General features: G+C 58.7%; 15 protein-coding genes. 7 read left to right on the forward strand and 8 right to left on the reverse strand.

The window, feature by feature from the left end; all coding sequences use genetic code 11:
* Positions 1-330 precede the first annotated feature (330 nt).
* From ABVN21_RS16525 to ABVN21_RS16540, 4 genes are all read left to right on the forward strand, one after another.
* On the forward strand, positions 331-1,347 hold the full coding sequence (locus tag ABVN21_RS16525; RefSeq protein ID WP_339554200.1) for a tripartite tricarboxylate transporter substrate binding protein: 1,017 nt from the start codon (positions 331-333) through the stop codon (positions 1,345-1,347).
* 53 nt (positions 1,348-1,400) lie between these two features.
* Positions 1,401-1,934 carry a tripartite tricarboxylate transporter TctB family protein gene (locus ABVN21_RS16530; protein WP_339554199.1) on the forward strand — a complete coding sequence of 178 codons (534 nt, stop codon included), beginning with the start codon at positions 1,401-1,403 and terminating at the stop codon, positions 1,932-1,934.
* A complete protein-coding gene (locus ABVN21_RS16535; RefSeq protein WP_339554198.1) occupies positions 1,931-3,460 on the forward strand; it encodes a tripartite tricarboxylate transporter permease in 1,530 nt (509 codons plus the stop codon). Before ABVN21_RS16530 ends, ABVN21_RS16535 begins: the two co-directional genes overlap by 4 nt.
* 69 nt (positions 3,461-3,529) lie before the next feature.
* On the forward strand, positions 3,530-4,471 hold the full coding sequence (locus ABVN21_RS16540) for a LysR family transcriptional regulator (RefSeq protein WP_339554197.1): 942 nt from the start codon (positions 3,530-3,532) through the stop codon (positions 4,469-4,471).
* 125 nt (positions 4,472-4,596) lie between these two features.
* Here ABVN21_RS16540 and ABVN21_RS16545 read toward each other — a convergent pair whose 3' ends face one another.
* A complete protein-coding gene (locus ABVN21_RS16545; RefSeq protein ID WP_339554196.1) occupies positions 4,597-5,535 on the reverse strand; it encodes an aspartyl/asparaginyl beta-hydroxylase domain-containing protein in 939 nt (312 codons plus the stop codon).
* Between the two features lie 231 nt (positions 5,536-5,766).
* Complete coding sequence (gene cysK, locus ABVN21_RS16550; RefSeq protein ID WP_339554195.1) at positions 5,767-6,741, reverse strand: cysteine synthase A; 975 nt, start codon at positions 6,739-6,741, stop codon at positions 5,767-5,769.
* 127 nt (positions 6,742-6,868) lie between these two features.
* On the opposite strand from cysK, the gene ABVN21_RS16555 reads away from it, so the two are divergent.
* Positions 6,869-7,945, forward strand: a complete 1,077-nt coding sequence (locus ABVN21_RS16555; RefSeq protein WP_339554194.1) for a DUF748 domain-containing protein — start codon at positions 6,869-6,871, stop codon at positions 7,943-7,945.
* Here ABVN21_RS16555 and ABVN21_RS16560 read toward each other — a convergent pair.
* Together ABVN21_RS16560 and ABVN21_RS16565 are read right to left on the reverse strand one after the other, a co-directional pair.
* A complete protein-coding gene (locus ABVN21_RS16560) occupies positions 7,942-8,442 on the reverse strand; it encodes a DUF2442 domain-containing protein (RefSeq protein WP_339554193.1) in 501 nt (166 codons plus the stop codon). The genes ABVN21_RS16555 and ABVN21_RS16560 overlap by 4 nt on opposite strands.
* On the reverse strand, positions 8,430-8,660 hold the full coding sequence (locus ABVN21_RS16565) for a DUF4160 domain-containing protein (protein ID WP_339554192.1): 231 nt from the start codon (positions 8,658-8,660) through the stop codon (positions 8,430-8,432). The genes ABVN21_RS16560 and ABVN21_RS16565 overlap by 13 nt, the downstream gene beginning before the upstream one ends.
* A 202-nt stretch (positions 8,661-8,862) precedes the next feature.
* On the opposite strand from ABVN21_RS16565, the gene ABVN21_RS16570 reads away from it, so the two are divergent.
* Both ABVN21_RS16570 and ABVN21_RS16575 read left to right on the forward strand, forming a co-directional pair.
* On the forward strand, positions 8,863-9,708 hold the full coding sequence (locus ABVN21_RS16570) for a MoxR family ATPase (protein WP_339554191.1): 846 nt from the start codon (positions 8,863-8,865) through the stop codon (positions 9,706-9,708).
* Between the two features lie 12 nt (positions 9,709-9,720).
* The gene (locus tag ABVN21_RS16575; RefSeq protein ID WP_027925858.1) at positions 9,721-10,899 is read left to right on the forward strand and encodes a VWA domain-containing protein; all 1,179 of its coding nucleotides are present in this window, start codon (positions 9,721-9,723) and stop codon (positions 10,897-10,899) included.
* A 120-nt stretch (positions 10,900-11,019) separates the two neighbouring features.
* On the opposite strand, the gene ABVN21_RS16580 is transcribed toward ABVN21_RS16575, so the two are convergent.
* The 4 genes from ABVN21_RS16580 to ABVN21_RS16595 form a co-directional block, all read right to left on the reverse strand.
* Complete coding sequence (locus ABVN21_RS16580) at positions 11,020-11,946, reverse strand: biotin-dependent carboxyltransferase family protein (protein ID WP_339554190.1); 927 nt, start codon at positions 11,944-11,946, stop codon at positions 11,020-11,022.
* Positions 11,943-12,647, reverse strand: a complete 705-nt coding sequence (pxpB, locus tag ABVN21_RS16585) for a 5-oxoprolinase subunit PxpB (protein ID WP_339554189.1) — start codon at positions 12,645-12,647, stop codon at positions 11,943-11,945. The genes ABVN21_RS16580 and pxpB overlap by 4 nt, the downstream gene beginning before the upstream one ends.
* Entirely contained in the window at positions 12,644-13,396 is a 753-nt protein-coding gene (locus ABVN21_RS16590) for a 5-oxoprolinase subunit PxpA (protein ID WP_339554188.1), read from the reverse strand. Before ABVN21_RS16590 ends, pxpB begins: the two co-directional genes overlap by 4 nt.
* A 72-nt stretch (positions 13,397-13,468) precedes the next feature.
* Complete coding sequence (locus ABVN21_RS16595; protein WP_339554187.1) at positions 13,469-14,755, reverse strand: MFS transporter; 1,287 nt, start codon at positions 14,753-14,755, stop codon at positions 13,469-13,471.
* Between the last annotated feature and the right edge of the window lie 24 nt (positions 14,756-14,779).

Genomic DNA, 14,779 nt, shown 5'->3' on the forward strand with positions numbered 1-14,779 from the left:
TTGTCAGCACTATCGAAGGCTCACTGATAACCGTCTAATCAAAACTTGAAATCAGGTGATAGCTTCGGGTTATGGCACACACCGCTTTCAATGGGCTTTCAGCCTTTTCTTACTATTTCGACTTGTTTCGAAAAAAGCTCTAGCACAACACTCTGAGCCATATCCGTGGCTTTTCGGATTGAGAGCTATAACCCCAGGCTATCGGTGTATGTATTGTTTTGACTAGACGCGGAGGCGGCGGCTTCCCACACTCAGTCCAAGGCTTGCGGCTTAACCGCTCAAACAAGTCGCTCATAACAATTACAAAAACACAGATACGAGGCCCTTCCCATGCGAAATGCATTCGTCCGTCGCACTTCCCGTCTGTTTCTTGGCTGCACGCTGATCGCCGCCGCAGCCCTTCCCGCTCTCGCTCAGGCCGCCTGGCAACCGGACAAGAATGTCGAAATCGTTGTCGCCGGTGGCCCCGGTGGCGGTACTGACCAACTCGGTCGCCTGATCCAGTCGATCATCACCACGCACAAGCTGCTCGACGTCAATACCATCGTCCTCAACAAGGGCGGCGGCAACGGCGCCGAAGCGTTCCTCGACATGAAAATGAACAAGGGCGATGCCGAGAAACTGGTGATCGGCACCAACAACATCTACCTGTTGCCGCTGGTGTCCAAGCTCGGCTACCAATGGCAGGAACTGACGCCGATCGCCGCCGTGGCCGAGGATGACTTCATTCTCTGGAGCTACAAGGATGCGCCATGGAAAGACGCAAAAGGCTTCTACGAAGCGGCCAAGGCCGACCCCTCGAAGCTGCGCATGGGCGGCAGCCAGTCCAAGGATGTCGACCAGACCCTGACCCTGCTGCTGAACCAGACCAACAACAGCAAACTGGTGTACATCCCGTTCAAGAGCGGCAGCGAAGCCGCGACTCAATTGGCCGGCAAACACATCGCCGCCAACGTCAACAACCCCAGCGAAAGCATCAGCCAATGGCGCGGCGACCAGGTCGAACCACTCTGCGTATTCAGTAAAGAACGCATGAGCTATACCGAAAAAGTCGCCGGCGATAAATCCTGGGCCGACGTCCCGACCTGCCATGAACAAGGCCTGGGCATTGATCAGTATCGCTTCCCGCGCACCGTGTTCATGCCCGGCGACATCAGCGCCGAGCAGCGTGCGTTCTATGTCGAGCTGATGCGCAAAGTCACGCAGACCGATGAGTTCAAGGCCTACGTGAAGCAAAACGCTCTGGTGCCCACCTTCCTCGAAGGCGAACCGCTGACCGCCTACATCGAAAAAGACACCGCCCGCGTCACGCCGGTATTTAAAGAAGCCGGCTGGCTGAAAAACTGAGGTTGTCACGGCCGCTCGCCTGCGGGCGGCCGTCATCTGCTGGAGGTGTCTTCATGTCCCATTCTTCGGATTCACCCGCGCTGGTCGGCACCCGTTGGGTCGAACTCGGCCTGGCGGTCTTCACGGCGCTGATTGGCGTGGTGGTGATGTTCGGCAGTGTCGAACAAGGTATCGGCTGGGGCGATGCCGGCCCCGAGCCGGGTTACTTCCCCTTCTACATCGGCCTGATGTTGAGCGCCGCCAGCGTCGCCAACGGCGTGCTGACCGTGGTGCGCTGGCACGCGCTGAGCATTTCGTTCGTCAGCCGCAGTGCGTTCAAGCAAGTGCTGTCGGTGTTTATCCCGATTGCGCTGTTCGTCGGTGCCATGCCACTCACCGGCATCTACGTCGCATCGGCGTGCTTCATCGCCTGGTTCATGTGGCGTGACAAGGTCCGCGCCAAGCCGTACGGCAAATTAATGATCGGCACGGTATCCCTCGGCGCGGTACTTGCCAGCTACCTGATTTTCGCGCTGTGGTTCAAGGTCCCGCTGGATGCCGGTCCGATGGGCGACTGGATTGCCCTGGCCGGGAGACATTTCAAATGAGCGAATTCGATTCCCTGTTGCAAGGCATGAACCTGATCCTGACCCCGGGCCACATCGGCCTGATGGTGATCGGCGTGCTGCTGGGCATTCTGGTCGGCGTACTGCCCGGCCTTGGCGCCCCCAACGGCGTAGCGCTGTTGCTGCCGCTGACGTTCACCATGTCGCCGGTGTCGGCGATCATTCTGCTGTCGTGCATGTATTGGGGCGCGCTGTTTGGCGGCTCGATCACCTCGATCCTGTTCAACATCCCCGGTGAGCCCTCATCGGTGGCAACGACCTTTGACGGCTACCCGATGGCGCGCGAAGGTCGCGCCGCCGAAGCCCTGACCGCTGCGTTCAGTTCGGCACTGCTCGGCGCGTTGGCCGGGGTGTTGTTGCTGACCTTCCTCTCGACAAAAATTGCCGCGTTCGCCATGTCGTTCAGTTCGCCGGAGTTTTTCGCGGTGTACCTGTTGGCGTTCTGCACCTTCATCGGCATGAGCAAGAATCCGCCACTGAAAACCGTGGTGGCGATGATGATCGGTTTCGCCATGGCGGCGGTCGGCATGGACACCGTGTCCGGCAACCTGCGCCTGACCTTTGACCAGCCGATCCTGATGACCGGCATCAGCTTCGAAGTGGCGGTGATTGGTCTGTTCGGTATCGGCGAAATTCTCTGCACCGTGGAGGAAGGCCTGGTGTTCCGTGGCGAACATGCGCGCATCACGCCGATGGTGATCCTGCGCACCTGGGCCAAGTTGCCGCGTTACTGGTGGACGATTGTGCGCAGCACCCTGGTCGGTTGCTGGATGGGCATTACGCCGGGCGGGCCGACCGCCGCGTCGTTCATGAGCTACAGCCTGGCGAGACGTTTTTCGAAGAACCGCGACAACTTCGGCAAAGGCGAACTGGAAGGCGTAATCGCCCCGGAAACTGCCGACCACGCCGCTGGCACCAGCGCCCTGCTGCCGATGCTGACCCTGGGCATTCCCGGTTCGGCCACCGCAGCCGTAATGCTCGGCGGTTTGATGATCTGGGGCTTGCACCCCGGCCCGACGCTGTTCGTCGAGCAGCATGATTTTGTCTGGGGCCTGATCGCCAGCATGTACCTTGGCAACGTGGTGAGTCTGATCGTGGTGTTGGCCACCGTGCCGCTGTTCGCCTCGATCCTGCGCATTCCGTTCTCGATCATCGCGCCGATCATCATCATGGTCTGCGCCATCGGTGCCTACTCGGTGCACAACTCGTTCTTCGACGTGGTGCTGATGCTGGGCTTCGGCGCGCTGGGTTATCTGTTCAAGAAACTCGGTTATCCGATTGCGCCACTGGTATTGGCTGCTGTGCTGGGCGACAAGGCTGAAGATGCGTTCCGTCAGTCGATGCTGTTCTCCGACGGACACCTGGGGATCTTCTGGTCCAACCCATTGGTGGGCAGCCTGACCACCGCAGCGCTACTGATGCTGTTCTGGCCGCTGATTTCCAAGGCCCTGGCGACCCTGATGGGCCTGCGCAAACCTCAGGTCGCCAAGCCTAAATCGGTGCTGTGACACAGCAATGCTGGCAACGCCTGGCATTTGTTGTCAGGCTTGCCGCAGTCCCTTTTGCGAGCACGGCCCATGTCCCGAATTCCTGATGCTAACGTGATCCACAGTCGACTGCGTCTGCGCCAATTGCGGCTGATGCTGGCGCTTCAGGAATTCGGTTCATTGCGCCGCGCCGCCGACCACATCGGCATGACTCAGCCAGCCGCCACCAAAATGCTGCACGAAGCCGAGGATTTGCTCGGTGTCGAGCTCTTCGAACGCCTGCCTCGCGGCATGCGCTCTACCCCGTTCGGGGAAACCGTCATTTACTACGCACGCATGGTCTTCGCCGAACTCAGTGGCATGCGCGAAGAACTGGTGGCGCTTCAATCGGGCAACCTCGGCCGAGTCGCCGTCGGAGCCATCCCGGCACTGGCCTCAGGGCTGTTGACCCGCACCATCGCGACCTTGAAGCAAAGCCATCCACGCTTGTCCATGAGCATCCAGGTCGATACCAGCGACGTGCTGGTGCAAGCGCTATTGCAGGATCAACTGGACATTGTGCTGGGGCGGATTCCACCCGGTGCACGGGCCGAAGAACTGCTTTTCGACAGCCTTGGCGAAGAAGAACTGTGCGTGATTGCCGGTGCGCAAAATCCGTTGGCGCAGGAGAAGCAACTGGGTTGGGCCGAACTGCAGAACATGACCTGGGTCCTGCAACAGCAGCCAAGCCCGATGCGCGCGATCATCAATCAGGTGTTCCACAATGCGCGGGTCGACATTCCCAACAGCATCGTCGAAACCACCTCGATCATGACCTTGCTCTCGTTGATTCAGCAGACCGACATGCTCGGTGTGACGCCGGTGTCGGTGGTCGAGGATTATCCCGGTCGTGATCTGCTGGCGGTGTTGCCGATCAAGTTCGAAGCACGACTGCCGCCGTACGGGCTGATCACCCGCCGCCATCGCATTCAATCCTCGGCGATGCAAGCGTTCATGAACTCGGTGCGGGCCGAGCATGCACTAAGCAAATAAAACGGTTCTTCCTGGATAGAGCAAAACCCGTAGGAGCCGGCTTGCTGGCGATAGCGCCGTGTCAGCAATTCAATGACTACGGATCGGCCGCGATCGCTGGCAAGCCAGCTCCTACAGGTTTGCTTTCAACCAAACAACCAACAGCCCAACAACGTCAACACCAGCACCGCCAGCACCGGCCGTAATACCCGGTAGGCCTTGGGGTTGCGACGCTTCCACTGCTTGACCACACCGCTGACCTTGTCACTGGACTTCTTGCTCCAGGCGTACGCCTGATTGATCCCGCCAACGGGTTCATCATCGAGATTTTGCGGCGCCGTGGCGCGGCCCAGAAGATTGCTGATCCAGCGGTTGATGCGCGTCATCAAGCGATTGCTCAGTGGTCGTTCGACGTCGCAGAACAGGATGACCCGGGTCTGGTCGGTTTCGTTCTTGACCCAGTGCACGTAGGTTTCATCGAACATCACATCTTCACCGTCGTGCCAGGCGTAAACCTGACCGTCGACAAAAATTCGGCAATCGTCGGAATTGGGTGTCGACAAGCCGAGGTGATAACGCAGGGAACCGGCGAACGGATCGCGATGGGGATTGAGGTGACTGCCGCCCGGCAGCAGCGCAAACATGGCGCCTCGGACATTGGGAATACGGCTGAGCAAAGCCACGGTGTTCGGGCAGAGGAGTTCTGCCGAAGGCAGCGGTTTGTCATACCACTTGAGGTAAAAACGCTTCCAGCCTTTCTTGAAGAAAGAACCAAAACCGGCATCATTGTTTTTTTCGGCGGCGCGGATGTAACCCTCGTCGAACAGATGCATCGCTTCATCGCGGATGCTCTGCCAGTTGTCCTTGAGCACGTCCAGTTCCGGGAACTTGCTGCGATCCAGAAAGGGTTTCGAAGGTACGCCGGAGAACAGGTACATCAAGGCGTTATAGGGTGCGAACAGCGCCGAGTGGTTAACGAATTGACGCAATACCGGCAAGCGCGCCCTGCCGCGTAAATGCACATAGAGGGTGCTGCCCAGAAACAGCAGCAACAACGACGCCTTGACGGCGAATGAAAAGGTCATCAACAACTCCTTGGCAGTAGACACTCTTGCACAACGCCATTTACCCGACGTCGCAGTTGGCATGATAAGTACTGCCAACCCGTGGAAAAACCGCCTGTCTCAACATTCATTATTAACGGTTGTGCAATAAAGCACTGATAACACGCTGGTCCTGAACGCCTGCTGACCTGAATCAAACTCGCCGTGGAGGGAGGATTTAACCCCCCGCCACACTCCGTTTGAATGAAGCTGTTACTGCTGATTCTCCTGGTCAGTAAACAGATCGCTGAACAGCATGCTCGACAGGTAACGCTCACCGGAATCCGGCAAAATCACCACAATGGTCTTGCCCTGCATTTCCGGGGTTTCCGCGAGGCGTACGGCCACCGCCATCGCCGCGCCACAGGAAATGCCGCACAGAATCCCTTCTTCCTGCATCAAGCGCAGGGCCATGGACTTGGACTCCTCGTCGCTGACCAACTCCACGCGGTCGACGATCGACAGATCAAGATTCTTCGGCACAAATCCGGCGCCAATACCCTGGATCTTGTGCGGGCTCGGTTTGATCTCTTCACCCGCCAACGCCTGAGTGATGACCGGCGACACCACCGGCTCCACCGCCACCGAGAGAATCGGTTTGCCCTGGGTATTCTTGATATACCGCGAAACACCGGTAATGGTTCCGCCTGTTCCGACGCCTGCCACCAAAACGTCGACCGCACCATCGGTGTCGTTCCAGATTTCCGGCCCAGTTGTTTTTTCGTGTATTGCCGGGTTGGCAGGGTTATCGAACTGCGCGGGCATGAAATATTTCGACGGATCGCTGGCAACAATTTCACCGGCCTTCTCGATTGCGCCTTTCATGCCCTTGGCCGGTTCAGTCAGCACCAATTCGGCACCCAGCGCCTTCAGCACCTTACGGCGTTCGATGCTCATGGATGCCGGCATGGTCAGCATCAATTTGTAGCCACGCGCGGCGGCAACGAACGCCAGGCCAATGCCGGTATTGCCGGAGGTGGGTTCGACGATGGTCATGCCAGGCTTGAGTTTGCCGGTGCTTTCGGCGTCCCAGATCATGTTTGCGCCGATTCGGCACTTGACGGAATAACCCGGGTTGCGACCTTCGATCTTGGCCAGGATGGTCACGCCGCGCGGCGCGATACGGTTGATCTGCACCAGCGGTGTATTGCCGATGGAATGGGCGTTGTCAGCGTAAATGCGGCTCATGGCTGGGTCCTTACTACAGCATTTAATAAGCGCACAAAGGTATGCCTGTTACCGGTAGGCGTCCAGTCAGTCGAACGTCCAGTGCCCCTTGCAGTCAATGGCTTTAGATCGCTAGAGAATTGCCACTATGAAACGTCGATACAGTTGGCCCCTATGGACCTTCGCCGGCCTGCTTGTGCTGTTGATTGCCCTGCACTTCGCCCTGCCCTATCTGGTGCGCGATTACCTCAATGATCGCTTGGCGGACATGGGTGACTATCGCGGCCAGATCACCGACGTGGACCTGGCCCTCTGGCGGGGAGCCTACAAAATCAACGGTCTGAAAATCGTCAAGGTCGAAGGCAAAGTTCCGGTGCCGTTCGTTGACGCGCCTTTGATCGATTTGTCAGTCAGTTGGCACTCGCTCTGGTACGACCATGCGGTGGTGGCCGAGGTACGGTTCGTCAATCCCGAAGTGAACTTCGTCGACGGTGGCGCCAACAAGCAGAACTCCCAAACCGGTCAAGGCACCGACTGGCGTGCCCAGTTGGGCAAATTGCTGCCGATCACGCTCAACGAAGTAAAAATCGATGATGGCAAGATCAGCTTTCGAAACTTCAACTCGAAACCGCCCGTTAACATGAATGCCACCAAGGTCAATGCGAGCATCTACAACTTGACCAACGTGGTCGACACCGAAGGCAAACGCGACGCGCGCTTCGAAGGCAAAGCCCTGTTGCTTGGGCATGCGCCCCTCGAAACCACAGCCACGTTCGATCCGCTGAGCAATTTCGAAGACTTCGAATTCCGCCTGCGAGCCAGGGACATCGAGCTAAAACGCATGAACGATTTCGCCTCGGCCTACGGCAAGTTCGACTTCAATGCCGGCCACGGCGATGTGGTCATTGAAGCGCAGGCCAAGAAGGCGAAATTAACCGGCTACATCAAACCTCTGCTCAAAGATGTCGACGTGTTCAACTGGCAGCAGGACGTGGAAAACAAGGACAAAGGGATTTTCCGTTCGATTTGGGAGGCCATTGTCGGTGGCTCCGAAACCGTGCTGAAAAACCAGGGCAAGAACCAGTTCGCCACCCGCGTCGAACTGAGCGGCAATGTACATCGGCAAGATATCAACGCGTTCCAGGCGTTTTTGCAGATTTTACGTAACGGATTCATTCAAGCCTTCAATGCGCGCTACGAACGACCCAAGCCGGATGCCGGTTAACGCTTGCGGGCTACGGTGTAGCGGCCGGTGTCTTCGGCCGCTTGTGGCGGTTTTGTTTGCTGTTGCAGGAAATCCCAGCCAAGGCAGGCAAGGGCAAGAGATCGCGGCACCGCTTCGCGACCGTTGCTGTAACGGCTGATGCTTCGAGCACTAACCCCCAGCGCTTCGGCTGCTTGATTGAGTGGCAAACCGGTACGAGCACGCCAGTCAATGAAGATGCGGGTGTTTTCGTCCGATGCATTTTGCGCAAGTGCATCCAGATACAACGTGTCGGCACCAATTTGAATGTCCTGCTCAGGCCACTCCACGCACCATCCATCGTCGCCCAGGGTTGCCTCGTCGAAGGCGCGTCCCTGTAATGGCTGCAACCCCGCAAAGGCCTGAAGATCGCGGCTGAGGTCGAGCGTCAGTTGCTGACCATCGATAAAAGTCAGCGCGAGGCGATGATCCGGCAAGGCCCGCACCGCCGTAAGTCGTGGTCGTTTCATGGGTAACATCGTTTCCAATCCTCCAGCAATTGCGCCTGGTGGGCCCTGACCCAATCCAGCGCTTCCTTGATAATCAGCGGCGGTGCCTTGCCTACCATCACTTCGACGGTTTCCAGGCTCAGCATGACGTCCAGCCCGCCACCGGTCAGATGCACGTGGGGCGGTGGATGATCCTTCTCGCGCAACGAAATGCGGTATGTATCTCGAAATCGATATTTAGTAGACATGCCCGGCAAGCTATCGCCATTATGGCGATAGCTCAATACTGGCCAGCCATCGAAACCAAGTCAAGATGTGACGCTCCATTCAGAGACTGAATAAGCCGTCTGCGTTCACAGTCGACCGGGCACCGCGTTATAGTCGGGTACTACAATTATTGCGCCCCGCCCTGCCTCGTTCAGGTCGGCGTTACCGTTCGAGGATTAGCAGATGAAGTTCGAAGGCACCCAGGCCTACGTCGCCACCGATGACCTGAAGCTGGCAGTCAACGCCGCCATCACCCTGGAACGGCCATTGCTGGTCAAGGGCGAACCGGGCACCGGCAAGACCATGCTCGCCGAGCAACTGGCCGAATCCTTTGGCGCCAAGCTGATTACCTGGCACATCAAGTCCACCACCAAGGCGCATCAGGGCCTCTACGAGTACGACGCGGTCAGCCGCCTGCGTGATTCGCAGTTGGGCACGGAGAAGGTCCACGACGTTCGCAACTACCTGAAAAAGGGCAAGCTCTGGGAAGCCTTTGAATCCGAAGAGCGGGTGATCCTGCTGATCGACGAAATCGACAAGGCCGACATCGAATTCCCGAACGACTTGCTGCAAGAACTCGACAAGATGGAGTTCTACGTTTACGAGATCGACGAGACCATCAAGGCCAAGAAGCGTCCGATCATCATCATTACCTCCAACAACGAGAAAGAGCTGCCGGACGCCTTCCTGCGCCGTTGCTTCTTCCACTACATCGCCTTCCCTGATCGCCCTACCCTGCAAAAAATCGTCGACGTGCACTACCCGGACATCAAGAAAGACCTGGTCAGCGAAGCGCTGGACGTGTTCTTCGATGTGCGCAAGGTGCCGGGCTTGAAGAAAAAGCCTTCGACTTCCGAGCTGGTGGACTGGCTGAAACTGTTGATGGCCGACAACATCGGCGAAGCGGTGCTGCGCGAACGCGATCCGACCAAAGCCATTCCACCTCTGGCCGGGGCGCTGGTTAAAAACGAACAGGACGTGCAACTGCTTGAGCGCCTGGCGTTCATGAGCCGTCGCGGCACCCGCTAAGAGGCTGATGCCATGCTGCTCAACCTGTTCAATGAAATGCGCGCAGCCAAGGTGCCGGTCTCGGTGCGCGAGCTGCTGGACCTGATCAACGCGCTGAAACAGCGTGTGACCTTCGCCGACATGGACGAGTTTTATTACTTGTCCCGGGCAATCCTGGTGAAGGACGAAAAGCATTTCGACAAGTTCGACCGGGCTTTCGGTGCCTACTTCAACGGTCTTGAAAAGCTTGACGACCACTTGCAGGCGTTGATCCCTGAAGACTGGCTGCGCAAGGAGTTCGAACGTTCCCTGACCGATGAAGAGCGGGCGGCGATCCAGTCGCTCGGCGGTCTGGACAAGCTGATCGAAGAGTTCAAGAAACGCCTGGAAGAACAAAAGGAGCGCCACGCCGGTGGCAACAAGTGGATCGGCACCGGTGGCACCAGCCCGTTTGGTTCCGGCGGCTTCAACCCGGAAGGCATACGGGTCGGCGATGCCGGCAAGCGCCAGGGCAAAGCGGTCAAGGTCTGGGACCAGCGTGAGTACAAGAACCTGGACGATTCGGTGGAACTGGGCACGCGCAACATCAAGGTTGCCCTGCGCCGACTGCGCAAATTCGCCCGCCAGGGTGCGGCTGAAGAGCTGGACATCGACGGCACCATCGACCACACCGCCAAAGACGCCGGGCTGCTGAACATCCAGATGCGTCCGGAGCGGCGCAACACCGTGAAGCTGTTGCTGTTGTTCGACATCGGCGGTTCGATGGACGCCCACGTGAAAATCTGCGAAGAGCTGTTCTCGGCCTGCAAGACCGAGTTCAAGCATCTGGAGTACTTCTATTTCCACAACTTCATTTATGAATCGGTGTGGAAGAACAACATGCGCCGTACCTCCGAGCGCACCTCGACCCAGGACCTGCTGCACAAGTACGGCGCCGATTACAAAGTGATCTTCATCGGTGACGCCGCCATGGCCCCTTACGAAATCACCCAGGCGGGCGGCAGCGTCGAGCACTGGAACGAAGAAGCCGGTTATGTGTGGATGCAGCGGTTCAAGGAGAAGTACAAGAAGCTCATCTGGATCAATCCGTATCCGAAGGACACGTGGGGCTATACCTCGTCGACCAATATTGTGCGGGACTTGATCGATGACCAGATGTACCCGCTGACCTTGCGCGGGTTGGAGGAAGGGATGCGGTTTCTTTCCAAGTAATCCTGGTAGCCTTTCAGGCCGCCATCGCTGGCAAGCCAGGCTCCTACAGGGATTGAGGTGGTTCACAAATTATGTGAGCAGCCTCAATTTCTGTAGGAGCCTGGCTTGCCAGCGATGCTTTTATCGGTTCGAAAAACGCTGCAAAAACTCGACCTGTTCACGATGGGCGACATCCTGCACCACCGGTTTCAACCGCACCTGAGTACCCGGCAAACACTGCGCCAGCCGCGCCAGCGCCAAAGGCGTCAACGCCCCCAAACGCGGATACCCGCCAATGGTCTGCCGATCATTGAGCAACACAATCGGCTGCCCGTCCGGCGGCACCTGCACCGCGCCCAGCGGAATGCCTTCGGAAATCATCGGGTTGCCCTGGTACTGCAAGGGCGTGCCCAACAAGCGAATGCCCATACGGTCGGCGCGGCTGTCCAGACTCCAGACGCTATTGAACGCGTCAAACAGGCTTTGGCCGCTGAACTCGCCGATCTGCGCACCGAGGACCAGGTCCAACGGCGCATCAAGATTCAGATTTGGTCGCTGGTCTGCGGTCAGCTCCCGCAGCAACATCACCGAATTGCCCGAATAGCTCAAACTCGCACCTTTGCTTAGCGCCCGGCCCATGCCATCCAGCCCTCCGAGTTCCTCGCGAACCACCGTCGCGCTACTGCCCAACACCTTCGGCGCATCGAAGCCACCCGGCGCGGCCAGGTAGGCCCGGGCGCCGAGCAATGGCTGAGTGAATTGCAAACGATGGCCCTTGTGCAGCCTGAAACTACGCCACGGAGTCAGTGGCTCGCCGTTCACCTGTGCGCCAAGATCCGCCCCGGCCAGCGCCAGCACGCAATCATCTTCGGCAATGACACTGAATCCGCCAAGGGTGATTTCGATCACCGGCGCATCCAGACCGTTACCCAGCAACCAATTGGCCCAGGACATCGAACGCCAATCAGCCGCTCCGCCCTGAGTCACGCCCAGATGCCGCACACCGAAACGACCTGCGTCTTGCAACAGGCACAACGGCGTACTCGCTTCAATGGTCAGACGGCTCATACCTGGGCCTCCAATGGCGTGTCATCTCCGCCCAGATTGATGAATTCGGCATGGCCGACCGGTTCGAAACGCACGGTATCGCCGGGTTGCATCAAGCTATAGCCGTCACGGTTGCGGTCGAACAATTTGGCCGGGGTGCGTCCGATCAGGTTCCAGCCACCCGGCGATACCACGGGATAAGCTGCGGTCTGCCGTTCGGCTATGCCGACACTGCCAGCGGCGACTTTTTTGCGCGGCGTGTTCAGGCGCGGTGCGGCCAGCACTTCTTCCACCAGCCCCATGAAAGCAAAACCCGGAGCAAAACCCAGGGCGAACACCTGATATTCACGCTCACTGTGGCGGCGGATCACCTCCTCCACCGCCAAGCCGCCGCGCTGCGCCAACAGGCTCAACTCCGGGCCGACGCTCAAGTCGTACCAGACCGGCAGCACATGACAGGTGCCGCGAGTGCGTGCGTTGGGCGACAGATCAATCAAGGCTTCGGCGATCACTTCCCGAGCCTGGACCGGGCTCAACGCGGTCATGTCGTAATGCACCATCAAAGTCGTGTAGGACGGCACCAAATCGATCAGATGATCACCGAATGCCGCCCGCAGACTTTCACTCGCGGCGAGCATCCACGGCATGTTGGCTTCGGCGATTTCATCGAACAAGCGCACCATCAGGCAATCGAGCGCGACCACTTCTACCCGCAGTTTCATGACGCGCTCTGCTGGTTCAAGGCCTCACGAATGCGCCGCACGGCGGCCACTGAACTGGCGTTGTCGCCGTGCACGCAGAGGGTGTTGGCCTGCAAATGCAAGGCACTGCCGTCATTGGCGGTGAGGTGATCGCCACGGGCAATGATCAGCGCCTGATCGATGATTTTTTCCGGATCGTGATGCACCGCCCCCGGCAGTTGCCGCGAGACCAGCATACCCGCGCGGTCGTAGGCACGATCAGCGAAGGCTTCGAACCACAGGGTCACCCCGTACTCTTCACCCAACTGTCGAGCGGCGCTGTTGTCGCGCGTGGCCATCAGCATCAACGGCAGGCTACGGTCATAGGACGCCACGGCTTGCAGCACCGCACGCAATTGCGCCGGGTTGGCCATCATGTCGTTGTACATCGCGCCGTGGGGTTTGACGTAACTGACCCGCCCGCCCTGGGCCCGGCAGATGCCGTCGAGGGCGCCGATCTGGTAATGCAGAATGTCCTGCAGTTCCTGGGTGGCATACGCCATGGAACGACGGCCGAAACCGACCAGATCCTGATACGCCGGATGCGCGCCAATCTGCACGCCGTGGCTGAGGGCCAGGCTGACGGTCTTGCGCATGATGCTCGGATCGCCGGCATGGAAGCCGCAAGCGATGTTGGCGCAATCGATGAAGGGCATGACCTCCGCGTCCAGACCCATGGTCCAGCTGCCGAAACTCTCGCCGATGTCGCAGTTCAATAGCAGGCGGCTCACGATGAACACTCCTGTAGGCTTTATTCTTTATGCTGCGGGACAGATCCGTAGGACATGCCCGCAGGTTATCAGTTACTGGGCGTCGAGTTGCTTGCCACGGGTTTCCGGCAAACTCAGGGCCGCCAGGATCACCACGCCGTAGGAAACTGCCGCAAAGGCTCCGATCCCCACACTCAGCGGCACTGTCTGGCTGAGCAAGCCGATCAGCAGCGGGAACAACGCCGCCAGCGCCCGACCGATGTTGTAGCAGAACCCCTGGCCCGAACCGCGGATTCGCGTAGGGAACAATTCGGTCAGAAAAGCACCCATGCCGCTGAAGATGCCCGAAGCGAAGAAGCCCAGCGGAAAGCCCAGCCACAACATCACGCCGTTACTGACCGGCAGTTGGGTGTACAGCAAGACAATGGTGAAAGAGCCCACCGCGAACAGGACGAAGTTCTTTTTGCGCCCGAGGATATCGGTCAAATAAGCGCTGATGACATAGCCGACGTAGGAACCGATGATCACCATCGCCAGATAACCGCCGGTGCCGAGTACGCTCAAACCGCGTTCGTTCTTCAGAAAAGTCGGTAGCCAGGACGTGATTGCGTAGTAGCCGCCCAATGCGCCGGTGGTCAGCAATGAAGCGCGAATCGTGGTGAAGAGCATGCCGGGGGCGAAGATCTCGTAGAACTTCGATGGGTTGCTCGGTTCCTGTTTGGCTTTGGCTTCGCGGTAGATTTCCGGGTCTTTCACCAGGCGGCGAACAAAGATCACGAAAATCGCCGGCACGATGCCGAGGATGAACAGCGCACGCCAGGCGTCTTCTGGCGGCATGATCGAAAACAGCAGCGCATACAGAATCGCGGTCAGGCCCCAGCCCAGCGCCCAGCCCGATTGCACCATACCGACGGCCTTGCCACGATCCTGAGCGCGGATGACTTCGCCGATCAACACCGCGCCCGCCGTCCACTCACCGCCGAAACCGAAGCCCATCAGGGTGCGCGCGATCAACAGTTGTTCGTAGCTCTGCGCGAAGCCGCAAAGAAAGGTGAAGAAGGCAAACCACAACACGGTCAGTTGCAAAGTGCGAACGCGACCGATGCGGTCGGAGAGAATCCCCGCCACCCAACCACCGATGGCCGAAGCGATCAGCGTACTGGTGTGGATCAGCCCGGCCTGGCCGGTGGTGATGCCCCACATGGCAATCAGGGTCGGCACCACGAAGCTGAGCATCTGAGTGTCCATGCCGTCCAGGCCATAGCCGATCTTGCAGCTCCAGAAGGTGCGACGTTCCTGCTGATTGATGTTGCGATACCAGTCGAAAGGTCCCGGGCGAGCCGCGGCTTTCGGGATGAAGGGGGTGTCGGGCGCACTCATGGCAAATCTCCGCGCTGATTTTAT

Source organism: Pseudomonas sp. MYb327, assembly GCF_040438925.1.
Taxonomy (GTDB): Bacteria; Pseudomonadota; Gammaproteobacteria; order Pseudomonadales; family Pseudomonadaceae; genus Aquipseudomonas.